Below are 24475 nucleotides of genomic sequence, written 5' to 3'. Positions count from 1 at the left end.
AAAGTGGACTATAAGAATACGTAAAAATACAGTATTTGTTTTTATTAATCATTCAAGACGGAGTAAACTTTTAAATTTCTAGTTCTTTTGAAAAGGAGGAAATTATCATGAATAGAGTGTGGAAGAATCTAATTTCGGAAGAAAATATCGTGAAATGGAGAAGGCACTTCCATAAGTATCCGGAATTATCATTTCATGAAAAAGAAACTTCGCAATTTATATATGATACATTATGCTCATTTTCTTCTTTTGAAGTAACGAGACCGACGAAGTATAGTGTACTAGCAATTAAAAGAGGTGTGAAGCAAGGGAAAGTAATTGCGATTCGAGCTGATATAGATGCTTTGCCAATTCAAGAGGAGACAAGTAAATCTTATACATCTGTGAATAAAGGAATGATGCATGCATGTGGGCACGATGCTCACGCAGCTATTTTATTAAGCACAGCAGAGGTGCTATCAAATATAAAGGAAGATTTTGCAGGTGAGATTCGTCTATTCTTTCAGCACGCAGAAGAGGTGTATCCCGGTGGGGGACAAGAAATGGTTGAGGCAGGTGTAATGGACGGTGTTGATTATGTAATAGGTTTACATGTTATGTCTGGATTGGAAAGCGGAAAGGTAGGAATTGCGTATGGGCCGATGATGGCGGCACCAGACGTATTTACAGTTGAAATTCAAGGCAAAGGAGGACATGCGGCGCGGCCAGAAGAAACGATAGACCCTATTGCTATCGGAGCACAGATTATTACAAATTTACAACATATCGTATCAAGAAATACGAGTGCTTTTATGCAAAGGGTTATTTCAGTTACACAATTTCATGGGGGAACGGCTGACAATATTATTCCTAGTACAGCAACTTTAATGGGAACCGTTCGTTCATTTAATCAAGCATTGAGGGTGGAAGCAGAAGGGAAAATCGAGAAAATTGTGAAAGGAATTACAGAAGCACATGGAGGATCGTATACATATACGTATCGATATGGATATGATCCGGTTATTAATGATGAATATATTACGAAAATAGTAGAAGAAAGTGCACTACATTTGTTTGGGAATGAGCGTGTTGTGAAGCTTGAACCTTCTATGGGTGGGGAAGATTTTTCAGCATATTTAAGAAAAGCACCCGGTTGTTTCATTAAATTAGGAACAGGTAATGAAAATATATATACTTGTTATCCACATCATCATCCGAAATTTGACGTGGATGAATCAGCATTAATTTGTGGAGTGGAGCTATTTTTAGAGACGACTATAAGATTACTAAAATCATAGAAAAACAAAAAAAGGCAACTGCACTCTATTGCAGTTGCTTTTATTTCTTTCCGTCAGAGAGGGCTGAGAAAGAACTATGCTCATTCATAGTATATGAATAGCTAACGGACAAGCTTGTACATTTTAATCATTTTTTTAAAAATAGTTGTTGACATTGATAATCAATGTCAATTAATCTAAAAGTAGTTGAAATTGATAATTATTATCAATAGGATGGATGCGACATGTTAATGAGAAAAAATTTTCACCTTCTGCGGAGGGGATTAAAAGATAAAAATAAAGATAAAGATGTTGATCAGCATATGGAATGGCAAAGAAATGTAATTCGGTCTGAATATGTAGATGAGAAGAAGAGCATTCAAACAGAAAAAGAGATACAAAGTAAAGGGAGAGGTTCAGTTGAGTAAGTTAGTAATGATTTTTGCAAGTATGAGTGGAAATACCGAGGAAATGGCTGACCACATTGCCGGCGTAATTCGTGAAACAGAAAATGAAATTGAAGTTATTGATATTATGGATTCACCAGAAGCTTCTATATTAGAACAGTATGATGGAATTATTTTAGGTGCATATACTTGGGGAGATGGTGATCTTCCTGATGATTTTTTAGATTTTTATGATGCAATGGATTCTATTGATTTAACTGGGAAAAAAGCGGCAGTATTCGGATCGTGTGATTCGGCTTATCCGAAATACGGAGTGGCAGTTGACATTTTAATAGAAAAGCTACAAGAGCGCGGGGCAGCAGTTGTGTTAGAAGGACTAAAAGTAGAATTAACGCCAGAAGATGAAGATGTAGAAAAATGTTTACAGTTTGGAGCTGAATTTGTAAAACACCTTTCTTAATGGCAGAAGGGAGATGAAGAGCAAGTGCATGAGAAAATCTCAATCAAAACGATGACAGATTATCATTTGTATGATTTTATGCGTTGTCCGCATAAATTTTATTTTCGTCATATAAAAAGAAGAGAACCTTCTTCATTTGAATGGCAACAAATAGCACAAATGATTGTCAATCAAATTATTAACGAGTATTACACGCTACCTGCGGGTCAACAAACGAAAATTGTACTTTTAATATTAATAGAAAAGTATTGGAAAAAAGTAAGGATTAATATGTTTGCTTCGAAGACGGAGTACTATATTGTATTAGCTAAGCTAACGGATCACTTATTACAGTTTGTTGAAAAGGATGATAGTCAGACACCGCCATTGTTTTTATACGAGAAGTTTCAAACATATATGGAAGAGTTAGGTGTCCACATGTCATTGACATTTGAAGTTGGTGAGTGGAGTGCTGGGTCGTTTGTAATTAAAAAGTATGTCGTCGATGCGGATGAGGAAATGCTTGGTCTTTGTCAGAAGCTAATGACAGTATTCAGTTATAAAGCTTTCGGCGTTCTTCCAGGAAAGATTGAAGTTATTAATTTAATAGAAGGAACTAAGTATGAGTACATTCCAAAACAGGAAGATATTATAACTGGAATGGCTGATTTATCTAGAATGAAAGAAATGTTGCAACAACCTGAGCATTATACAGAGCGTCATTTTCGTTCTGAGTGTATAAGTTGTGCATTTCGTAGTGAATGCCAAGGGGAAGAAGTAAAGAAAGAAGCGGAGCAGAAGAAAAATATCGTACATTAAAGGATGCAACTTTGCATCCTTTTTTGTTGTTGACATGAAAAGCTTTTCATCATTTACCGTATATTTATAGCAGATTTTAATAAAGTGAATCTTTAATCAGTGGGGGTTTTGTCAATCCACCACTGATTATCAGCCCTCATTAATCGGGCTACCCGCAAATAGCAGGATAAAGGGAGGAATAATCAATGAAAGATGAAACAAAAGTATTTCAATGGTTAAAAGAACAAAATGCTCCTTTTGGAATTCAACTGCAAATTTTACAAGCATTTCAACTGTATAAAGTCATTGTTGAAATGGATAAAAAGTTAATGTTGTATGAGGAGAGAGAGCAGAGGGAGAGAATGTAATCTCATCCCTGCAGTATTATTTTCAGTTGTTCTATACCCGATATGAATTCAAGTTCCTCGTTTCTAAGTTAAGTTATTCCATTTTATGATATCAGAATTTTCTTTCTATATGTTAAAATATAGCTATCATTATGAAGAAGGGCGGGAGCATTACGAAAAAAAGACTGTTAATCAGTTCTCTATGTATCGCTTTTATATTGTTTTGGTCATATAAAGAGGAGGTTTTTGCTACCTTTAAACCGATTGATCAGTACGAGTTAAATAAGGAGTTAAAGAACAAAAGTATAGAAAATTTAACTCATAATGAAATGAAAAAGGTAGGAGAGCATTTTGTGACCGAGCAACTATCAGTGTTTGGGTCTACTAATAAAGAAGATGTGAAACGAAAAGGTGAAGAACTATTTTTAAATAGAGGGTATGAACAATTAATGGGAAATTATTATCCAAATCGTTTTCGAGATTTAGAGTATAAATTTACAAACGAGGAGATACGTGAAGAGACCGATGAGAGTTTTCTTTATCAAGCTGTAGCGTACGTTGCGGGTACTGAAAATGGTAAGAGAAGCGAAATGAAATTGAATTATGAAGTGAAAATTGTAAAGGTTAATAATATATTTATGGTGCTAGAACAAAAGCAGCGCGTACAATAAAGGAAATTCATTGCTCAATAGAACATTTTGGGGTGTGTACTACTTAATGCGGAATAAAAAGGCCCTCAAGGAATAAAGGGCCTTTAAAGATTTTCATTTTGTTGACCAAGTTCTTTTTGAGCAATATATAAATTTCCTTGCTCGACTTGTTTAAGGGTATGAACAGAATCTCCTGCATATCCTTTTTGTGTTTTAACAGTTCTTTTTGAACGATTGGAATCTTGTTTCTTCATATAATAGGCCACCTTTCATCAAAAATAAACGAAAATGATAAGTATGAGTAATACAGCAGCGAAAATGGTAATGCCCATTAAAAACGAAGTGTTTTTATATTTAGGTGGCTTATGTACATCTTGCCGATATCCAGGTGAAATTTCAGAGGCAAATTCTTCATCGAATGATTGCTTTTTTTCTTTGTCGTCCATATGTACCCACCTTTCTTTTTCATTATATTATACGTTACAAGAAAAAATATGCATAAAGAAAACAGCCGCTTTATTATTAGCGGCTGTTTTGTGTTGTATATTTTCGTTGTACTTGAAAGAGACGGATAAGTAGGAAGGCAGCGCCAAATGCTAGACCGATAATAAGACCGATCCAATAGCCTTTTGCGGCCCATTCTGTATACGTTGCTAATATATAACCTAGTGGTAGACCTATTATCCAATAAGCAATTAAAGTCATAATTAGAGCGACATTTACATCTTTATAACCACGCAGAGCTCCTTGTACAGGGGTTGCAATTGCATCTGAAATTTGAAATAAAATCGCAAAGATAAGAAATTCTTTTGCTAAATGATGAACTTTTGCATCTGTCGTATAAATAGAAGCAATTTGATCATCAAAGAAGTAGAGAAGAATCGAATATAATAAAGCAAAGGCAAGGGCTAATCCAATTCCAATCAGTCCGTATTGTTTTGCATTATCGAAACGTTTTGCACCAACTTCGAATCCGACCGCAATAGTCATTGCCATTGCTAAACTTAGCGGAGTCATATATAACAAGGAAGCAAAGTTCATAGCTGCTTGGTGAGCTGCAATAGTTGTCGTACTAAAATTACTCATCATAAGCGTTACCGCAGCGAAAATACTCGTTTCAAAAAAGATAGCAAATCCGATAGGGACGCCAAGCTTTAAGAATGCTGTCCAACTCGAAAGAGAAGGGCGGTATAATTGTTTGAAAATGTTGAAAGAGGCAAAAGGCTCTTTCGTCTGAATAATAATGACTGTAATAATTAAAATGCACCAGTATGTTGCAGTGGAAGCAATTGCCGCTCCAACACCACCAAGTTTTGGGAAACCGAAGTTACCAAAGATTAATAAGTAATTTAATATTACGTTAATTGGTAATGATAGTAATGTAATAATCATCGTTGTTCGAGTTTTTCCTAATGCATCAATAAATCCACGTAAAACCGTGTAAGTGAATAAAGGTATAATTCCTATTGCGATAATACTTAAAAATTGAGCTGCAATACGTTCCACAGGTTCTTCTAAGCGCATGCCGTTTAAAATAGGTGAAACGACGAAGAAACCGATGAGGATAACAACGAAACTAGCACAAATTGCTAAATAAACTGCTTGTATGACAACGTGGGGAACGTCCTCTTTTTTCTTGGATCCAACGAGTTGTGCAACAATGGGAGTCGTGGCCATTAAAATTCCTGTTAACCCAGTACTAACTGGAATCCATATACTTGTTCCAATTGCGACACCTGCTAAATCAGTTGGGCTTGCATGTCCTGACATTGTTGTATCGAAAAAGCTCATCGCAAATAATGACATTTGCGTTACGAAAATCGGAAAAAATAGTAATACAAATTGCTTTAACTTTTGTGAGAATGAAGTAGTCTCTTTCATAAAATCCCCTTTCCGTATAAAAAAACAAACTCTTACTATCATACAATTTAATCAAAGATTAGAAAAGAAATACGCGCCTACAACATATGAAGCCAATAAAAAAAGGATGCACTTTGAAAAGGGATAAGGTATTATGATAAGGTGTGAAAAAATTACATATTATTTGTTATTAAGGAGGCACTACTTGTGGCTGATTGGTTAATTGGTTTAATCATGGGTGCTGTTGAAGGGTTAACAGAGTTTCTACCAGTATCATCAACAGGACATATGATTTTAACAGGACATTTAATTGGATTTGACGATGAGAGAGCGAAAGTTTTTGAAGTTGTAATCCAATTGGGATCGATTTTAGCGGTTGTAGTTGTATTTTGGAAACGATTATGGTCGTTAGTTGGAATTGGGAAAGTAAAAGAAGGGCCATCGTTAAATTTATTACATATTATTATTGGGATGATTCCTGCCGGGGTACTCGGTGTATTATTCCATAGTGCAATTAAAAAGGTTTTATTTGGTCCAGGACCAGTTGTCATTAGTTTAGTAGCTGGTGGTATTTTAATGATTGTTGCTGAGAAGTTTTCAAAACCAAGTACAGCAAGAACGTTAGATGAAATCACATATAAGCAAGCATTTACAATTGGAATGTTCCAATGTTTAGCACTTTGGCCAGGATTTTCTCGTTCTGGTTCTACAATAAGTGGTGGTTTATTAGCTCGCGTGTCGCATACAGCGGCAGCTGAATATACGTTCATTTTAGCAGTACCGATGATGGTAGCTGCAACTGGATTAGATTTAATTAAAAGCTGGGATGTATTAAGCTCGGCAGATGTAACGCTATTTGCAACAGGATTTGTAACTGCATTCGTTGTTGCGATGCTTGCAATTGTCTCATTCTTAAAATTATTATCTCGTGTAAAACTAACACCGTTCGCTTATTATCGTTTCATTTTAGCTGCGGTATTCTATTTCTTCATTATGTAAAATAAAAACCTGCCGAGCTCGGCAGGTTTTTATTTTACTAATTTTTCTATCATGTTTTCCATTACATGTTCCCAAAGAGAAGTATCATCAGCTAATGTAGCACGGAAATTAGCATACATTTCTTTTTGTTTTTCTTCGAATGTTGGATCTTCTTTTTCAGGTAATGTAGCGCGCATTGAAGTTACTAATTCTTGTACTTTTGGAGCGCGTGGTCCAAAGACGGCTTGTTCATTTCCATCTTTATCAATGAAAATAAAGATTGGAATCGCACGTGCTGTTCCATTTGTTAAATATTGATCCATTAATTCTAAGTTTTCATCGCGAATTAATAAACGCATATCAATATTTGCAACTTCAGAAATTCGTTTCATAACAGGTACGCATAAAAGAGCATCGCCACACCAATCAGCAGTTAATACGATAACACGCCAGCCATCATTTTGACGTTCTTCTAATACAGGAAGTAATTCATTTGGAATTAAAAAATTATTGTAAATGTGTAGTAGCTCGTATTGGTTTACTTGCATTTCATTCACATATGTATCAAAGGACATACCTTTATCAGCCCATTGTTGTAAGTTCATAATTAACACCTCTTTAGTAAGATTTGCTTTCATTGTACCAATTTTTATATAGAAAAGCTTGTATTCTTACTCTTTCTTGTCACTTAATAATTTATTTAATAGAAAAAAGAATAGTACGACACATAATTCAGTTAAGTTGGACATTTGTACGCTTTCTATCCAATCATCAGCAGTATGAATGACGAACCAATCTAGTGTAATTTCAATGAATGAGAAAAGAGTGAGAGAAATCCAATTTGGCATGTTTTGAGTCAATGGATATAGCAGCGCTTTGAAGAAACTGAAAATAAATAATGTAATACCATCTAAGAAAGTGATTAATAAAAAAAAGAGAAGTAAAGCAGTACGTGAACTATACGCTATACCTGTAATTTGAAAGATTCCTACATATACAAAAAATATAAATGTAAAAACTATAATGAGAAAAAGAGCAATAATACTAATGATAATTGTTTTATCTTTTAGGCTGAGATTTGAGAACCTATCCTCCTCATGCATTAAAATATCCCTTTTTCTGGAAGTTGACTTCATTTTATCATGAAATACATATTAAAAAACTACGAATTATGGGAAAATAAGGTGACAAAAAGTAAGATTTCATGTAAAATTATTAATAAGGTTTTTATTTAACTAAATGAAATAAAAGGAGCTGTCAATGTTGTCTCAAAATCGAGAGCAATTAATGGAAGAACTATCGACAAATGTGTTTGCTATGTTTCGCACGTTGCGTAATGATATCGGAAAAATATTCGGTGGTTACATACCGTGGAATGAATTCATCGTCCTAAGAATATTAAATCGTACGAATAAAGAAATGGTATCGCGTGTAGCAAATGAATTAAATGTGTCGAATAGTCATATTACAGCTGTTACAGAAAAATTAATTAATAAAGGTTTTGTAACTCGTTCACGTTCTACATCAGATCGCCGAGTTGTGTATTTAGAGATTACAGAACAAGGGAAAGATTTAGTTGCGAAAATGGAAGATGCGAAAAAACAATATTTACAAGAAAGATTCTCTGCACTTTCAGAAGATGAAATGAATGTAATGATTTCAATTTCCAAAAAACTTATTTAAGTGATTATAAACAAGAAAACGCTTACGTGATAAAATAGAAGGTCTTCCTTATAGATGGGAGATCTTCTTTCGTGTGTAATAGATGTTAATAAATAAAATGTGTATGAAAAAAGATAGAGCGCCATACTACTAATACAAGGAAGGAGGGAGAAATATGACGAATCGTAACGGTAGTAAAGGGAGCGGTAATCAAGGATCACCAAAGTCCGGCCAGTTTAATCAGGAATTTAGCACTGAATTTGAAACTGGTAATGATAATAAAGGGAAAGAATATCGTTCTAAAAAAGGGAGTAAATCAAAAAAGGAGTGAATTAATTCACTCCTTTTTTGATTTAAGATGCTGCCGATTGATCCGTATTATATTTTTCTTCTGATTTTGCGACAATCATTGCGCAAATTGCATCGCCAGAAATGTTTACAGCTGTTCTAGACATATCTAGAATACGGTCAATACCGATAATTAAAGCGATACCTTCTACTGGTAGATTTACTTGATTTAAAACCATTGTAAGCATTACAAGTCCAACACCAGGTACACCAGCAGTACCGATACTAGCTAGTACAGCAGTTAATACGACCATAGCTAATTGCGGTAATGTAAGTTCAACTCCGTATACTTGAGCGATAAATACAGTGGCTACTCCTTGCATAATGGCAGTACCATCCATATTAATAGTTGCCCCTAGTGGTTGTACAAATGAGCTTATCGCTTTTGGAACGCCAAGCTTATCTTGTGCTGTTTTCATTGCAAATGGAAGCGATGCATTAGAGCTAGATGTACTAAATCCAATTGCCATTACTGGCCCGAAATGTTTAAAGAAACGAACAATACTTTCTTTTGCTAATATCTTTAATAAGCCACCATATACAAAGACCCCGTGAATAATGAGTACTAACATAACGACAATCATATACTTGAACATCGCAGCGACGCCTGCAAGCCCCATTTTACCAACGGATGAAGCGAGCAAACCGAATGTTCCAATTGGGGCTAATTTCATAACGAGATTAACAAGATACATCATTAATTCGTTGCCCTGTTCAAGTAATGAATGGATACCTTGAACTCGTTTTCCTAAAATAGCTATACCGAGTCCAATCAATACGGCAAAGGCAATGATTTGTAACATGTTTCCGTCAGCCATCGCTTTTGCTGGGTTATCTGGTACGATATTTAGCAATGTGTCAACGAAAGATGTTTCAGTTTTTGCACCTTCATACTTAAGACCTTCTGTTTTAAAATTACCGCCAGCTCCTGGTTTTATAATAAGTGCAAATGTAACCGCTATAGAGATGGCAACCGCAGTTGTTACGAGAAAGAATGAAATTGATTTTAAACCGATTCTTCCAAGTTGTTTCGGATCTCCAAGGCCGGCAGCACCAAGTACGATAGAAATGAACACAACAGGAACAACTAGCATTTTAATAAGTCGAATAAACAATTGACCAATTGGGTTGAACACATATTGATTTAGTGGCTCAAAGATAGATGGAGCAGCTAAATTTAGAGTGAGTCCAACAACTAGACCTAGAAATAATGCGATTAAGATTGCTTTTGTTTGTTTCAATAAAATCCCCCCTTTTGTTTTTGTGAAATTTCTTTCTAAAGTAATTATACCGAAAAAATCCCTAATTTAACAATATTTTCTGAATTTTTTGGTTTTTAGGTGTAGATAGACTGATTTTGTGTTTGGAAAATAAAATAGACCATCACATAGGATGGTCTAGGGAAGGGGACAATTTATGTCAATTTAATTAGGGATGGAAGTTGCTTTAAGACACTGGGGAATGTCTTATAAATTAGGGAGGAACAACTTCAATACATATACTATAAAAGGTAGGTGTGACTCTCATGTGAACATAGGGTGAAAGAGAGAGGGAGTTTTAAATAAAAGATAGAAAGACAAAAAAATAAGACCATCACATAAGATGGTCAAGGAAGGGGACAATTTATGTCAATTTAATTAGGGATGGAAGCTGTTCAAAGACACTGGGGAATGTCTTATAAATTAGGGAGGAACAACTTCGATACATATACTATAAAAGGTAGATGTGACCTCTGTGTGAACATAGAGTGAAAGAGAGAGGGAGTTTTAAATAAAAGATAGAAAGACAAAAAAATAAGACCATCATTTATAAGATGGTCAAGGAAGGGGACAATTTATGTCAATTTAATTAGGGATGGAAGCTATTCAAAGACACTGGAGAATGTCTTATAAATTAGGGAGGAACAACTTCGATACATATACTATAAAAGATAGCTGTGACCTCTGTGTGAATATAGAGTGAAAGAGAGAGGGAGTTTTAAATAAAATGAAAATTTAATGAGTGTTTTTTGTTCATCCCCTGTTGATTATTAGCCTTAACCAATCGGGCGTTTATTGCCCACAAATAGCGGAATAAAAGATAAAGCAAACAAAAAATAAGACCATCATTTATAAGATGGTCAATGGAAGGGGACAATTTATGTCAATTTAATTAGGGATGGAAGCTATTCAAAGACACTGGGGAATGTCTTATAAATTAGGGAGGAACAGCTTCGATACATATACTATAAAAGGTGGATGTGACCTCTATGTGAACATAGAGTGAAAGATATGGGGAATTGAAAGATAGTACATATGAAATTGTTATTGCTAGCAATATAGAATTAGGATATAGAGTTTTCCAGCATAAAACGAAAAGGAATCTGAATATAAATAAAAGTTGTAATCTATGAAAAAAAAGATTATGCTCAACTATATTATGAGAATATAAGGTTTGTCCCAATTATTTAAGGGCTTTTAAAAAGCTTTTTATTGTATGAGGGGAAGCTTCACTTTAATAAGGGAGTTAGTGATATGGACGTAACAAAAAAACAAGGGCTGTATAATCGTCTTATACGATTAAACCCACCACAAATATTAGCATTAGGCTTTTTCTGCTTAATTGTGGTTGGCGGTTTGTTATTAAAATTACCATTCGCAACGAAAGTACATATTAGTTGGGTAGATGCTTTCTTTACAGCAACGTCAGCAGCGACCGTAACTGGTTTGGGAGTAGTGGATACAGCAAGTACATTTACGATGTTTGGCGAAATTGTTATTATGTTTTTAATTCAAACAGGTGGTCTAGGCCTTATGACAATTGCCATTTTAATTGTTTGGGTACTAGGTAAAAAAATCGGATTACGCCATCGTTTATTAATTGGAGAAGCATTTAATCAAACAAATATAGGTGGTCTTGTAAAATTAGTAAAGCGTGTCTTTATATTTTCGATTTGTATTGAACTTATTGGGGTCATCTTTTTATCGTTTCGCTTTATTCCAGAGTTTGGTTTTGGAAAAGGTTTATACTATAGTATTTTTCATGTAATTGCATCTTATAATAATGCAGGGTTTGCTTTATGGCCAGATAATTTAACAAGATATGTAGGGGATCCCATTATTAATATTGGGATTTGCTCTTTAATTGTAATTGGTGGACTCGGTTTTACCGTATTAATTGATATATGGTATAGTCGCAGTTTTCGAAAATTATCACTTCACTCAAAAATAATGATTATTGGAACAGTAGTACTAAATGTTATAGCAATGATTGTGATTTTTGTATTGGAATATAATAATGTGAAGACGTTAGGGAATTTATCTTTAAATGAAAAACTATGGGCTTCCTTCTTTCAAGGTATTACTCCGCGGACAGCTGGATTTAATACGGTTGACTATGGAGGTATGGAAGAATCATCTATATTATTTACGATGATTTTAATGTTTATTGGTGCAGGAAGTGTATCAACAGGTGGAGGAATTAAATTAACGACGTTTGTTATCTTAATTACATCTGTCCTTTCTTTCTTTAGAAAAAAGGAGGAAATTGTTTTATTTCAGCGTACAATTAAAATGTCGACAGTAACGAGGGCCTTAGCGATTGCTGTTGCCAGTCAAATACTTATTTTAGCAGCGGTATTCATATTAATGCTTACAGAAAACTTCAGCTTTATTCAATTATTATTTGAGACAATATCAGCGTTTGGCACAGTCGGATTAACGATGGGAATTACTGCAAAGCTATCGGCATTCGGAAAATGTATTATTATGTTTGTTATGTTCTGCGGATTAATTGGACCATTAACACTTGTGTTCTCTTTAGCGCGACCAGCAAAACAAAAAATAAAATATCCATCGGAAGATGTGTTTACAGGATAAGGTATCCCGCGTTAAGCGAGATACCTTTTTCTTTTTTAGAACAGGGAGAACAATAGACCAATAAGTGCTACTCGGAATAAAATTGCGATAAGTGCAGCAATTCCACCGACAACTGCAGCGATACCGCCAGTTACAGTAGCTCCGCGATTATAAGCGTAAATACCGAGTAAAACAGAAACAAGACCAAATAGTGTTGGAAATGTAAATAGCGATAAGATAGATAGCGCAAGAGCGATAAAACCAGCAGTTGATCCAGCAGCGGACGATTTTACAACATCTTTATCGTCTTTATCATCGTAATCATAATCAATGCGTTGTGGTGCAACCTCAGCGGCGTACTCTTCTTTATAGTCACTATAATCACTATCTATTCTATCTCTTTTTTTATAATCATCAAATTTCTCAGTCAAAGTCATGACTCCTTTCATAACAAGGTTCAATAGTAGTATGTATCTCTTTTTCTTTTTTATCCCGCTATTTGTGGGAGTCGAGCTACGTACACATCCCACTGATTAAAGTTTCACTATACCGGAGCATGTACAGGGAGTAGTATCTTTTAAAAGAAGGAAAATGTTTTTTTGAAATAGGAAAAGTTAGTATGACTTTCTCTATTTTGGAAAATATAAAAAGGAATAATGAGGAAAGGGTGCAATACATAATGGAACATCCAATTGAAAATTTAATGAAAACGGCAATGACAAATTTAAAAGAGATGGTAGATGTAAATACAATTGTTGGGAGCCCGGTTTCAACAGCTGACGGAAATGTAGTATTAACAGTATCTCAAGTGGCTTTTGGTTTTGGAGCTGGTGGAAGTGATTTTAAAGGGGATTTCATCACTGAAAAACATAACGGTGGGCAAAATCAGCATAAAGAGAACAAACAAGGGCATCCATTTGGAGGAGGAAGCGGGGCTGGGGTTTCCATTAGTCCAGTAGCTTTTTTAGTAGTTGGTTCTAATGGGGTGCAAGTATTACATCTCAACAGCAGTACACATTTAATTGAAAAGGCTTTAAATACTGTACCAAGCACTGTAGATAAATTTGTGAATGGTCGTCAAAAGTGAACTTGCATTTTTTAGGAATTATGATATATTAGAAAAAGTGCGCTTTAGGATGATCGGAATAATTGAAATGTAAATATATATGATGTGTGGAATAAGGGAGAGGAATTTATGATTAATATCAAAAACTTAGTAGTTGGCTTATTTATGTTAGTAAGCGGCTTTGTTGTATATGTAATAAAAGAAAAAGCTCCATTCTAAAACAGACAAACCGTTAATGTCTGTTTTTAATTTGCGGAAAAAAGTTGACAAGTTATTGTATTGGTGTTAGAATTTTAATTCGTGTCTCGGTTACAGCTAGTGTAAAGTAAATATCTCTTATGAATGCAATACGAAAAGTTTGCGAAAGATCGGGTAATTTTATCAACAACTTTTGTGAACAAACCCTATAAATTGTATTTGTAAGCTATATATGTATACTAGTGAATCAAGGAGCGGTCAGTGGAACCGTAATGATGAGAGAGAGGTAGGGCTTTCATCCAGTATATGTTACTTTCCCGTTAGGTGAATATAAAAAAGAGGACTCCTTTTAAAAGGGGTCCTCTTTCATTTTTTAAGTGCGACTTTCAACTTGTTGACAAATTTCATCCGTTGTTAAACCGTGAGCTGTAATGACTGATCCTTTAATTGATGTATCTGCAATGCCCATCACATTAGAATCTTGCCCAGTTACAACGCAACAATCACACCCTTGTGCATCCTGTTCTGAGTTAAGTGTAACAACTTCATGACCTTGTTGTTGAAGAGCTTGTTGAACGTCTGTTAATGAGTTTTCAACGCCAATTCTAGCCATAATTATCACCTCCTACCATCTAATTGCTAGTATGCTCAAGTTCACTGCATATATTTATGAAAAGACGGTAGGAAGTAAATCTTTGTTTAGTCGTTATATACGCCAGTAAGCATTTGACTAACGAATTGATCGTTTAATGTATCTTGTGCTGAAGAAGTATTTGAATGGATGTCGATTGAAGCAATAAAATGATTATGTTCTTTCGTATTTGGTTCTACCTCTACGTAATTATCGAATTTACAAAAACCTTTCGTATCCATTAGATCAAATAATTGCAGCATTTCTACTACCTCTTGTCTCGTTCCTTTAATTTGTACACACGCCATATTTATTTCCTCCTTTATTTTGACAAATTGTTTTTTTAAAATAGGATTATGATTACGAAATGAAAAATATGAATGTTATTTTTAGACAGCGCTATTTTTGTTATTTTCCCCCTTTTTCAGCAAAAGTCGTTATATATCCCCGGATTTATAAAATCGGACGTCCGTTTATTGAATACAATAGATTCGTATCAATTGATGAAAATCCTTCTTTTAAACAAATATTTTTTTAGTGGAAATTGGCGAAAAAAATTTTTTGACTTTTTGTAAACGTTAACAATGTTGTTAAATCAGTATAAGCAAAGAAGTACGTACGATTAAAAATTATAAATTTTCTAAAAATTCACTTGATTTATTTAGAAAGGAGAGTAAACTAGGAAACAATAAAAAATTCATAGAACATAGGAGGCGCTTCTAGTGAATGAGCAATGGATTTTCTTAAATGGAGAATTTGTTCCAAAAGATGAGGCAAAAGTTTCAGTATATGATCATGGCTATTTATATGGCGATGGAGTGTTTGAAGGAATTAGAGTTTATAGCGGTAATGTTTTCCGTTTGAGAGAGCATCTTGTCCGGCTGTATGAATCAGCAAAATCAATCCTTTTAGAAATTCCATATTCATTAGATGAAGTAACAAATATTGTTGTTGAGACGATTCGACAAAATAAATTATCTAATGGATACATTCGCCTTGTTGTATCAAGAGGAGCAGGAAATCTTGGATTGGATCCCGATTCATGTAAGAAGCCGAATGTAGTAGTAATTGCAGAACAATTATCTTTATTCCCACAAGAATATTATGAGAAAGGGATTCCAGTTGTAACAGTTGCAACGCGCCGAAATCGTCCCGATGTTTTATCCCCTCAAGTAAAATCTTTAAATTACTTAAACAATATTTTAGTTCGTATTGAAGCGAAATTAGCTGGAGTACAAGAAGCACTTATGTTAAATGATCAAGGATATGTAGCTGAAGGATCAGGAGATAATGTGTTTATTGTTAAAGGAAATAAATTAATTACACCACCAAGTTCTGCTGGAGCGTTAGAAGGTATTACACGAAACGCCATTTTAGAAATCGGCGAAAAACTTGGGTATGACGTAAGAGAAGAGTTATTTACAAGACATGATGTATATGTAGCTGATGAAGTGTTTTTAACAGGAACAGCTGCTGAAGTGATTGCTGTTACGACAGTAGATGGTAGAACGATTGGCTTAGGGCAAACAGGTCCACATACGAACCGTTTATTAAAAGAGTTTCGTAAGTTAGTTGTAGAAGATGGAGAGAAAATTTACGAAGAAAATAAAGTTGGATAACAACTTTTTTAACATAAGAAAGCGTTGATAGGGAGGAGTAGTTGATTGTGAAGCCTCACAGAGAGTCGGTGGTTGCTGAAAACCGATGGTTCACGTCGACGAACATCGCCCTTGAGTGCTAAGCTAAAGCATTTGTCTAGGCTTAGACGGTAGCTCCGTTATTAGCTAGATCCATTTATGGATCACTGAGGCAAGAGTATTCTTGCGAAGAAGGGTGGTACCGCGAAATCTTTCGTCCCTTCAGCACATAGCTGGAGTGTGGACGTAGGATTTTTTTATTGTATAAAAGTTTGAAAAAGGGGGCTTATAAGAACAATGTCTTCAAAAACGGAAGAGAAACTGGCAACTGGTGCACAGCTATTGTTAGAAGCGCTAGAAAAGGAAGGCGTAGAAGTGATTTTCGGTTATCCGGGTGGTGCCGTTTTACCTCTCTATGATGCATTGTATGATTGTGAAATTCCGCATATTTTAACAAGGCATGAGCAAGGGGCAATTCACGCTGCTGAAGGGTATGCCAGAATTACAGGGCATCCAGGGGTTGTAATTGCAACGAGTGGGCCAGGTGCTACAAATGTAATTACGGGTCTAGCTGATGCGATGATTGATTCATTGCCACTTGTAGTATTTACAGGCCAAGTAGCAACAACGTTAATTGGGAGCGATGCTTTTCAAGAGGCAGATATTATGGGACTTACGATGCCAGTGACAAAACATAACTATCAAGTGCGAAAGGCCTCAGATTTACCTCGAATTATTAAAGAAGCATTTCATATTGCTAAAACTGGAAGACCAGGACCAGTCGTTATTGACCTTCCGAAAGATATGGTAGTCGAGAAAGGTGAGCAATGTAGCAATGTACAAATGGATTTACCGGGATATAACCCTAATTATGAACCGAATCTACTTCAAATAAACAAATTACTCAAAGTAATTGAAACCGCAAAAAAACCGTTAATTTTAGCTGGAGCGGGTATATTGCATGCGAAAGCTTCGAAAGAATTGACAAATTTTGCTCGTAAATATGAAATCCCTGTTGTGCATACATTACTTGGTCTTGGTGGTTTTCCACCAGATGATGAATTATTTCTAGGGATGGGAGGAATGCATGGTTCTTATACAGCCAATATGGCGTTATATGAATGTGACTTACTCATTAATATAGGCGCGAGATTTGATGATCGGCTTACAGGGAATTTAGCTTATTTTGCTAAAGGGGCTACTGTTGCGCATATCGATATCGATCCAGCAGAAATCGGGAAAAATGTGCCAACTGAAATTCCTATTGTTGCAAGTGCTAAGCGGGCATTGGAAGTATTACTTGAACCAGAAGGGGGAAAAGAAAATCATCATGAATGGATCACTTTATTAAAGGGGAGAAAAGAACAATATCCATTCTCTTATAAAAGAAATTCTGAAAGTATTAAGCCCCAATACGCAATTGATATGTTATATGAAATTACGAAGGGAGAAGCGATTGTAACAACAGACGTTGGGCAACACCAAATGTGGGCAGCCCAATATTATCCGCTGAAAAATCCAGATAAATGGGTAACTTCTGGTGGATTAGGAACGATGGGGTTTGGATTTCCAGCAGCAATCGGTGCGCAAATTGCAAAGCCTGAAGAATTAGTTATTGCAATTGTTGGTGATGCTGGGTTTCAAATGACTCTACAAGAATTAAGTGTATTAAAAGAACACGCTTTACCCGTTAAAGTATTTATTTTAAATAATGAAGCTTTAGGAATGGTAAGACAATGGCAAGATGAATTTTACAATCAAAGATATTCACATTCTTTATTACCATGCCAACCAGATTTCGTCGCTCTTGCGAATGCATATGGCATAAAAGGTGTTCGTATTGACGATCCACTTCTTGCAAAGAAGCAAATCCAGCATGCGATCGAATTACAAGAGCCAGTCGTAATTGATTGTCGTGTACTTCAATCAGAGAAGGTTATGCCGATGGTTGCGCCAGGAAAAGGTGTTCACCAAATGGAGGGAGTGGAAAAAGGGTGAAGAGAATTGTTACAGCGACAGTTCGAAATCAAAGTGGTGTGTTAAACCGAATCACAGGGGTTATGACACGAAGACATTTTAATATTGAAAGTATTTCAGTAGGTCATACAGAATCATCAGATATATCGCGAATGACGATTGTTGTACACGTTGAAAGTGAACAGCAAGTGGAGCAGTTAATTAAACAACTGCATAAGCAAATTGACGTACTGAAAGTATCAGATATTACAGAAGAAGCAATGATTGCTAGAGAGCTTGCTCTTATTAAAGTAGCAACTTCTGTAGCGAGGGCAGAATTATATAGTTTAATTGAACCGTTTCGAGCCGCTGTAATAGATGTTGGGAAGGATTCCATAGTTGTGCAAGTAACAGGTACGCAAGATAAAGTAGAAGCGTTAATTGAATTACTTCGTCCATACGGTTTGAAAGAAATTGCTAGAACAGGTGTAACAGCATTTACACGTAGTATGAAAAAACAAGATAAGCAAGTTATGTTAATTCAATAATCATTTAAATATAGGGGGAAATGAAAATGGCAAAAGTTTATTATGAGAAAGATGTAACAGTAAATGTATTAAAGGAAAAGAAAGTAGCAATCATCGGATATGGCTCGCAAGGTCATGCACATGCGCAAAATTTACGTGATAACGGATTTGATGTAGTAGTAGGTTTAAGAAAAGGTAAGTCTTGGAATAAAGCGAATGAAGATGGATTTTCTGTATATACAGTAGCAGAAGCAGCGGAAAAAGCTGATGTAGTAATGATTCTACTGCCTGATGAATTACAACCAGAAGTATATGAAGCTGAAATTGCACCAAATTTACAGGCTGGAAACTCCCTCGTGTTCGCACATGGATTTAATGTTCACTTTGATCAAGTAAAACCACCAGCTAATGTAGATGTATTTCTAGTAGCGCCAAAAGGACCGGGGCATCTCGTACGCCGTACGTTCGCCGAGGGCGGGGCTGTTCCTGCATTATTTGCAGTATATCAAGATGCAACAGGAGTTGCGACTGAAAAAGCACTTTCTTATGCTGACGGAATTGGAGCAACGAGAGCTGGTGTACTAGAAACGACGTTTAAAGAAGAAACAGAAACAGATTTATTTGGAGAGCAAGCTGTACTCTGCGGCGGAGTGACTGCACTTGTAAAAGCTGGGTTTGAAACGTTAGTTGATGCAGGATATCAGCCTGAACTTGCATATTTTGAATGTTTACATGAACTGAAGCTAATCGTTGACCTTATGTACGAAGGTGGACTTGAAAATATGAGATATTCAGTTTCAGATACAGCGCAGTGGGGAGACTTCGTATCAGGACCACGCGTTGTTACTGAAGATACGAAGAAAGCGATGGGGGCAGTATTAGCAGAAATTCAAGATGGTACATTTGCAAGAGGCTGGATTGCAGAGCATAAAGCAGGAAGACCAAATTTCCATGCGACAAATGAGAAAGAGAATAAACATGAAATCGAAGTAGTTGGACGTAAATTACGTGAAATGATGCCTTTCGTACAGCCGCGAGTAAAGGTAGGGGTTAAATAATATGAAGCAGGTTTTGTTCATGGATACAACGCTTCGTGATGGCGAACAATCACCAGGAGTAAATTTAAATGAACAAGAGAAATTACAAATTGCTAGGCAATTAGAGAGGCTTGGTATTCATGTAATGGAAGCTGGATTCGCGGCAGCTTCCGAAGGTGACTTTCAATCGGTAAAACGTATTGCGAATACAATTCAAAATGCTACGGTTATGAGTTTAGCTAGAGCGAAAGAAAGTGACATTCGAAGAGCATATGAAGCTGTGAAAGGTGCTGTATCTCCTCGTCTACACGTATTTTTAGCTACGAGTGATATTCATATGAAATATAAACTTTGTATGTCAAAAGAAGATGTGTTAAATAGTATTCATCGCTCGGTTACGCTTGGAAAATCATTATTTCCGACAGTACAATTTTCTGCAGAAGATGCGACAAGAACAACAAGAGATTTTTTAGCTGAAGCAGTAGAAGTTGCGATTCGTGCAGGAGCGAATGTAATTAATATTCCAGATACAGTTGGATATACGAATCCGGAAGAGTATTATTCTCTTTTTAAATACTTACAAGAATCCGTTCCATCATATGAAAAAGCGATTTTTTCTTGTCATTGTCACGATGATCTTGGTATGGCAGTAGCAAATTCGTTAGCTGCGGTTGAAGGAGGAGCATTGCAAGTAGAAGGAACGATTAATGGCATTGGAGAAAGAGCAGGGAATGCAGCGTTAGAAGAAGTTGCGGTAGCTCTTCATATTAGAAAAGATTTTTATAAAGCAGAGCCTTCAATGACTTTAAAAGAAATTAAGGCGACGAGTATATTAGTAAGCAGGTTAACGGGTATGGTTGTACCGAAAAATAAAGCAATCGTTGGAGCGAATGCATTTGCTCATGAATCGGGCATCCACCAAGACGGGGTTTTAAAAGAAGTAACAACTTATGAAATTATCGAACCAGCGCTTATAGGAGAATCTCAAAATCTCTTTGTACTTGGGAAACATTCTGGCCGTCATGCGTTTACGGAAAAAATGAAAGAGCTTGGTTATGAATTTACAAATGAAGAGCGAGATGCGGCATTCGAAGCATTTAAAAAATTGGCTGATCGTAAAAAGGAAATTACTGAAGAAGATTTACGCGCACTTATGCTTGGTGAAGCAGCATTTGCAGCTCAGCAATATAACATTACGCAATTACAAGTGCATTTCGTATCAAATAGTACACAATGCGCAACAGTTGTGCTGAAGGATGAGGAAGGAAATGTATATGAAGATGCAGCCACTGGTTCTGGTAGTATTGAAGCGATATACAATGCGATTCAAAGAATTTTAGGATTAGAATGTGAATTGGCAGATTATCGCATACAATCTATTACACAAGGTCAAGATGCACTTGCTCACGTTCATGTTGAATTAAAAGAAGGTAGTCACCAAATATCAGGTTTCGGAGTTGCGCAAGACGTATTGGAAGCGTCGGCGAGAGCTTATGTCCATGCAGCAGGGAAATTAAAATCTCTTATAGCGCTTGTGAAATAAATATTTGATAGGTGAGAGAAGCTTTCCTCACCTATCAAATTAAAGTTCTGAAAATTCAGTTAAAAGGAGTGTTAAAAATGGAAAAACGTATCGTTTGTTTAGCTGGTGATGGTGTTGGTCCAGAAGTAATGGAAAGTGCGAAGGAAGTATTGCATATGGTAGAAAGGCTATATGGACATCATTTTCATTTGCAAGATGAGTACTTTGGTGGTGTTGCTATCGATTTAACTGGGCAACCATTACCACAGCGAACACTTGCCGCCTGTTTAGCGAGTGATGCGGTTTTACTTGGAGCAGTAGGTGGACCAAGGTGGGAGAGTGCGAAAGAAAGGCCTGAGAAAGGATTATTAGCATTAAGAAAAGGACTCGGTGTATTTGCGAATGTTCGCCCTGTAACGGTAGAAAGTGCAACTGCACATTTATCACCATTAAAAAACGCTGATGAAATTGATTTCGTTGTCGTTCGTGAATTAACAGGCGGAATTTATTTTTCTTATCCGAAAGAGCGAACGGAAGAAGTGGCGACAGATACACTTACGTATCATCGCCATGAAATTGAACGTATCGTTTCGTATGCTTTTCAATTAGCGAATAAGCGGAAGAAAAAAGTAACATCTATTGATAAAGCGAATGTTTTAGAGTCTAGTAAATTATGGAGAACTGTGACAGAAGAAGTAGCACTTCGCTACCCAAATGTGGAAGTAGAACACATTTTAGTAGATGCAGCAGCTATGGAATTAATTCGGAATCCAGGAAGATTTGACGTTATTGTAACGGAAAATTTATTTGGTGATATTTTAAGTGATGAGGCTTCAGTATTAGCTGGATCATTAGGAATGCTTCCATCAGCAAGTCACGCTGAAAAGGGGCCTTCATTATACGAGCCTATTCACGGATCAGCACCGGATATTGCGGGGAAAAATAAGGCGAATCCAATTGCGATGATGCGTTCTGTTGCAATGATGCTTGGGCAATCGTTCGGATTAACGAGAGAAGGATATGCAATTGAAGAAGCAGTTTCTGCAGTCCTTAAATCAGGAAAATGTACAGCAGATATCGGGGGGACTGAAACGACAACTTCATTTACAAAGGCAGTTATTCAAGAAATGGAAGAGCAAGCGTTAGTAGGGAGAGGAAGATAATGGGGAAAAGGTTACTAGATAAGCTTTGGGAAAGACATGTAGTTGCGACTAATGAAAATGGATTGGATTTATTATATATCGATCTACATCTTGTTCATGAAGTAACGTCACCGCAAGCCTTTGAAGGCTTGCGGCTTACAAATCGAACAGTCCGCAGACCAGATTTAACATTTGCAACGATGGATCATAATATTCCAACGAAAGATGTTTGGAATATTACCGACCGCATTGCGAAGCAGCAACTAGATACACTTCGGGAAAACTGTAAACAATTTCAGGTGCCATTAGCGGATATCGGAGATGAAGAGCAAGGGATCGTTCATGTAATAGGACCAGAACTTGGACTCACACAGCCAGGAAAAACGATTGTTTGTGGTGATAGTCATACAGCGACACACGGTGCTTTTGGCGCACTAGCGTTTGGTATTGGTACGAGTGAAGTGGAACATGTATTGGCAACGCAAACGTTATGGCAACGAAAGCCGAAAGCGATGGGCATTGAGTTAAAAGGAAAGTTACCGCAAGGTGTTTATGCGAAAGATATTATTTTACATCTTCTTTCAAAGTACGGAGTAGCAGTTGGAACAGGTTACGTAATGGAATTTTACGGAGAGGCCATTCATGCTATGGATATGGAAGAGAGGATGACGCTTTGCAATATGGCAATTGAAGGGGGAGCAAAGGCTGGCATTATTGCACCAGATGAAAAAACGGTTGCTTACGTAAAAGGGCGTAAATATGCACCGAAAGACTATGAATCTATTAAGAAAAAATGGTCAGAACTTTATACAGATTTAGATGCAGTTTATGATTTACATATTCTAGTAGATGTTACGGATTTAGCACCGTACGTTACGTGGGGAACAAATCCTAGTATGGGTGTTCGGATCGATGAGAAATTGCCAGAAAAGCATGATGCAAATGACGAAAGAGCGTTTTCTTATATGGGATTGAGTCCCGGACAAAGTACGTATGACATTCCAGTTCAACATGTTTTCATTGGATCTTGTACAAATTCCAGGCTTTCTGACTTAGAAATTGCTGCATCTGTCGTGAAAGGTAAAAAAGTAAAAGAAGGTGTGCGAGCACTTGTTGTACCTGGATCTCAAAGGGTAAGAGAAGCAGCGATGCATAAAGGATTACATCGCATATTTGAAGAAGCTGGATTTGAATGGAGAGAGCCCGGATGCTCAATGTGTCTAGGTATGAATCCAGATCAAGTGCCTGAAGGGGAACATTGTGCCTCTACGTCAAATCGCAATTTTGAAGGAAGACAAGGAAAGGGAGCACGAACGCATTTAGTTAGCCCGGCAATGGCGGCAGCGGCTGCGTTATATGGTCATTTTGTTGATATTAGAAAGGAGAGTTATGATGGAGCCATTTCGTATTCATAAAGGTACTGCCGCAGTACTGATGAATGATAACATTGATACAGATCAAATTATTCCGAAGCAATATTTAAAGAGAATTGAAAGAACTGGGTTTGGGAAGTTTTTATTTGATGAGTGGCGATATGATAATAATCGCCAAGAAAACCCTAATTTCCCGCTTAATGCACAAGAAAGAAAAGGAGCCAGTATATTAATCACAGGCGATAATTTTGGATGTGGCTCGTCAAGAGAACATGCTCCATGGGCACTTGCTGATTATGGTTTCCGCGTTATTATCGCTGGAGGATTTGCCGATATCTTTTATATGAATTGTATGAAAAATGGCATGTTACCGATTGTAATGGATAAAGATATGCGTGAACAACTTGCTAAAACAGATGCGAGAGAACAAATCACAGTTGATTTAGAAAATGAAATAATGACAACGAATACGCATAGATTCCATTTTACAATCGAGAGAATGTGGAAAGAGAAGTTATTAAATGGTTTAGATGAAATTAGTATTACAATGCAATATGAACAAGAAATAAAAGAGTATGAAAGAAAAGTGGCTTTACATTAAAAAAATGACGGAATATTAAAAATGTATTTACATTCAAAATTAACTGTTATATACTATGTGAAAATCAGAGGAGAAAGGGAGTAAGTATTATGAATATCGTGCAATCTATTACAATGCTTACACAACTACATCATCATACATGAAACCCTTGAACCTAGCGTGAAAACGTGTAGGTACAAGGGTTATTCCCGTTGTACCTACACT

At 36.3% G+C, this 24475-nt stretch carries 29 protein-coding genes and 1 other annotated feature; of the genes, 20 read left to right on the top strand and 9 right to left on the bottom strand.

Going from position 1 to position 24475, the window contains the following annotated elements:
* The first annotated feature begins 107 nt into the window (after positions 1-107).
* From amaA to QO049_RS08185, 6 genes are all read left to right on the top strand, one after another.
* Positions 108-1277 carry an N-acyl-aliphatic-L-amino acid amidohydrolase gene (amaA, locus tag QO049_RS08210; RefSeq protein WP_001082785.1) on the top strand — a complete coding sequence of 390 codons (1170 nt, stop codon included), beginning with the start codon at positions 108-110 and terminating at the stop codon, positions 1275-1277.
* A 224-nt stretch (positions 1278-1501) separates the two neighbouring features.
* Positions 1502-1684: a hypothetical protein gene (locus tag QO049_RS08205; protein WP_000929021.1), complete on the top strand. Its 183-nt coding sequence runs from the start codon at positions 1502-1504 to the stop codon at positions 1682-1684.
* Positions 1677-2123, top strand: coding sequence for a flavodoxin (locus QO049_RS08200; protein WP_000041153.1), 447 nt, complete (start codon positions 1677-1679; stop codon positions 2121-2123). The genes QO049_RS08205 and QO049_RS08200 overlap by 8 nt, the downstream gene beginning before the upstream one ends.
* A gap of 24 nt (positions 2124-2147) precedes the next feature.
* Positions 2148-2921, top strand: a complete 774-nt coding sequence (locus tag QO049_RS08195) for a hypothetical protein (protein WP_000544578.1) — start codon at positions 2148-2150, stop codon at positions 2919-2921.
* A gap of 185 nt (positions 2922-3106) precedes the next feature.
* Entirely contained in the window at positions 3107-3268 is a 162-nt protein-coding gene (locus QO049_RS08190; protein ID WP_000651088.1) for a hypothetical protein, read from the top strand.
* A gap of 131 nt (positions 3269-3399) precedes the next feature.
* Positions 3400-3918, top strand: coding sequence for a hypothetical protein (locus tag QO049_RS08185; RefSeq protein WP_000715261.1), 519 nt, complete (start codon positions 3400-3402; stop codon positions 3916-3918).
* Positions 3919-4001: 83 nt separating this feature from the next.
* Here QO049_RS08185 and QO049_RS08180 read toward each other — a convergent pair whose 3' ends face one another.
* From QO049_RS08180 to QO049_RS08170, 3 genes are all read right to left on the bottom strand, one after another.
* Complete coding sequence (locus QO049_RS08180) at positions 4002-4151, bottom strand: hypothetical protein (RefSeq protein ID WP_000743742.1); 150 nt, start codon at positions 4149-4151, stop codon at positions 4002-4004.
* A gap of 18 nt (positions 4152-4169) precedes the next feature.
* Positions 4170-4343, bottom strand: a complete 174-nt coding sequence (locus QO049_RS08175) for a 2-isopropylmalate synthase (protein ID WP_246962383.1) — start codon at positions 4341-4343, stop codon at positions 4170-4172.
* 76 nt (positions 4344-4419) lie between these two features.
* Positions 4420-5778 (bottom strand): MATE family efflux transporter, encoded by a 1359-nt coding sequence (locus tag QO049_RS08170; protein ID WP_000665550.1) that lies wholly within the window; start codon positions 5776-5778, stop codon positions 4420-4422.
* Between the two features lie 186 nt (positions 5779-5964).
* On the opposite strand from QO049_RS08170, the gene uppP reads away from it, so the two are divergent.
* Positions 5965-6756 (top strand): bacitracin resistance undecaprenyl-diphosphatase, encoded by a 792-nt coding sequence (uppP, locus tag QO049_RS08165; RefSeq protein ID WP_000796258.1) that lies wholly within the window; start codon positions 5965-5967, stop codon positions 6754-6756.
* Positions 6757-6785: 29 nt separating this feature from the next.
* On the opposite strand, the gene QO049_RS08160 is transcribed toward uppP, so the two are convergent.
* Both QO049_RS08160 and QO049_RS08155 read right to left on the bottom strand, forming a co-directional pair.
* Positions 6786-7373, bottom strand: a complete 588-nt coding sequence (locus QO049_RS08160; protein WP_001999429.1) for a thioredoxin family protein — start codon at positions 7371-7373, stop codon at positions 6786-6788.
* Between the two features lie 33 nt (positions 7374-7406).
* Entirely contained in the window at positions 7407-7838 is a 432-nt protein-coding gene (locus QO049_RS08155; RefSeq protein WP_000544068.1) for a regulatory YrvL family protein, read from the bottom strand.
* Positions 7839-7998: 160 nt separating this feature from the next.
* Between QO049_RS08155 and QO049_RS08150 the strand changes: the two genes are divergently transcribed.
* Entirely contained in the window at positions 7999-8418 is a 420-nt protein-coding gene (locus QO049_RS08150) for a MarR family winged helix-turn-helix transcriptional regulator (RefSeq protein ID WP_000081432.1), read from the top strand.
* Positions 8419-8572: 154 nt separating this feature from the next.
* On the top strand, positions 8573-8728 hold the full coding sequence (locus QO049_RS08145) for a hypothetical protein (RefSeq protein ID WP_000184928.1): 156 nt from the start codon (positions 8573-8575) through the stop codon (positions 8726-8728).
* Between the two features lie 22 nt (positions 8729-8750).
* Here the strand turns inward: QO049_RS08145 and QO049_RS08140 are convergent, their stop codons facing one another.
* Positions 8751-9986: a dicarboxylate/amino acid:cation symporter gene (locus QO049_RS08140; RefSeq protein WP_000814807.1), complete on the bottom strand. Its 1236-nt coding sequence runs from the start codon at positions 9984-9986 to the stop codon at positions 8751-8753.
* 1272 nt (positions 9987-11258) lie between these two features.
* On the opposite strand from QO049_RS08140, the gene QO049_RS08135 reads away from it, so the two are divergent.
* Complete coding sequence (locus QO049_RS08135; protein WP_000383526.1) at positions 11259-12602, top strand: TrkH family potassium uptake protein; 1344 nt, start codon at positions 11259-11261, stop codon at positions 12600-12602.
* A gap of 35 nt (positions 12603-12637) precedes the next feature.
* On the opposite strand, the gene QO049_RS08130 is transcribed toward QO049_RS08135, so the two are convergent.
* Positions 12638-13012 carry a hypothetical protein gene (locus QO049_RS08130; protein WP_000136535.1) on the bottom strand — a complete coding sequence of 125 codons (375 nt, stop codon included), beginning with the start codon at positions 13010-13012 and terminating at the stop codon, positions 12638-12640.
* 188 nt (positions 13013-13200) lie between these two features.
* On the opposite strand from QO049_RS08130, the gene ytfJ reads away from it, so the two are divergent.
* Both ytfJ and QO049_RS08120 read left to right on the top strand, forming a co-directional pair.
* Positions 13201-13668: a GerW family sporulation protein gene (gene ytfJ, locus QO049_RS08125; protein ID WP_002061011.1), complete on the top strand. Its 468-nt coding sequence runs from the start codon at positions 13201-13203 to the stop codon at positions 13666-13668.
* Positions 13669-13776: 108 nt separating this feature from the next.
* Positions 13777-13866 carry a hypothetical protein gene (locus QO049_RS08120; RefSeq protein WP_000608227.1) on the top strand — a complete coding sequence of 30 codons (90 nt, stop codon included), beginning with the start codon at positions 13777-13779 and terminating at the stop codon, positions 13864-13866.
* 352 nt (positions 13867-14218) lie between these two features.
* On the opposite strand, the gene QO049_RS08115 is transcribed toward QO049_RS08120, so the two are convergent.
* Positions 14219-14458: a YkuS family protein gene (locus QO049_RS08115; RefSeq protein WP_000101022.1), complete on the bottom strand. Its 240-nt coding sequence runs from the start codon at positions 14456-14458 to the stop codon at positions 14219-14221.
* A gap of 86 nt (positions 14459-14544) precedes the next feature.
* On the bottom strand, positions 14545-14784 hold the full coding sequence (locus QO049_RS08110; RefSeq protein ID WP_000752512.1) for a DUF3911 family protein: 240 nt from the start codon (positions 14782-14784) through the stop codon (positions 14545-14547).
* Between the two features lie 414 nt (positions 14785-15198).
* Here QO049_RS08110 and ilvE point away from each other — a divergent pair, with 414 nt between their 5' ends.
* From ilvE to leuD, 8 genes are all read left to right on the top strand, one after another.
* Positions 15199-16095, top strand: coding sequence for a branched-chain-amino-acid transaminase (ilvE, locus tag QO049_RS08105; RefSeq protein WP_001005487.1), 897 nt, complete (start codon positions 15199-15201; stop codon positions 16093-16095).
* A 15-nt stretch (positions 16096-16110) separates the two neighbouring features.
* Positions 16111-16338: a binding site (T-box leader), on the top strand.
* A gap of 72 nt (positions 16339-16410) precedes the next feature.
* On the top strand, positions 16411-18111 hold the full coding sequence (gene ilvB, locus QO049_RS08100) for an acetolactate synthase large subunit (RefSeq protein WP_000095832.1): 1701 nt from the start codon (positions 16411-16413) through the stop codon (positions 18109-18111).
* Positions 18108-18617, top strand: a complete 510-nt coding sequence (gene ilvN / locus QO049_RS08095; RefSeq protein ID WP_000822952.1) for an acetolactate synthase small subunit — start codon at positions 18108-18110, stop codon at positions 18615-18617. Before ilvB ends, ilvN begins: the two co-directional genes overlap by 4 nt.
* 26 nt (positions 18618-18643) lie before the next feature.
* Positions 18644-19654 (top strand): ketol-acid reductoisomerase, encoded by a 1011-nt coding sequence (ilvC, locus tag QO049_RS08090; RefSeq protein ID WP_001151747.1) that lies wholly within the window; start codon positions 18644-18646, stop codon positions 19652-19654.
* Between the two features lies 1 nt (position 19655).
* Positions 19656-21176 carry a 2-isopropylmalate synthase gene (leuA, locus tag QO049_RS08085; protein WP_000815755.1) on the top strand — a complete coding sequence of 507 codons (1521 nt, stop codon included), beginning with the start codon at positions 19656-19658 and terminating at the stop codon, positions 21174-21176.
* Between the two features lie 77 nt (positions 21177-21253).
* A complete protein-coding gene (gene leuB, locus QO049_RS08080; protein ID WP_246962387.1) occupies positions 21254-22318 on the top strand; it encodes a 3-isopropylmalate dehydrogenase in 1065 nt (354 codons plus the stop codon).
* Positions 22318-23712: a 3-isopropylmalate dehydratase large subunit gene (gene leuC, locus QO049_RS08075; protein ID WP_000518102.1), complete on the top strand. Its 1395-nt coding sequence runs from the start codon at positions 22318-22320 to the stop codon at positions 23710-23712. Before leuB ends, leuC begins: the two co-directional genes overlap by 1 nt.
* Entirely contained in the window at positions 23690-24271 is a 582-nt protein-coding gene (gene leuD / locus QO049_RS08070; protein ID WP_000433190.1) for a 3-isopropylmalate dehydratase small subunit, read from the top strand. Before leuC ends, leuD begins: the two co-directional genes overlap by 23 nt.
* Positions 24272-24475: the final 204 nt, after the last annotated feature.

The organism is Bacillus sp. RB3, from assembly GCF_030164735.1.
In the GTDB taxonomy this organism is placed as follows: domain Bacteria; phylum Bacillota; class Bacilli; order Bacillales; family Bacillaceae_G; genus Bacillus_A; species Bacillus_A cereus.
The sequence above is the reverse complement of the archived record's forward strand: the minus strand, read 5'-3'. Positions and strand labels throughout refer to the sequence as shown.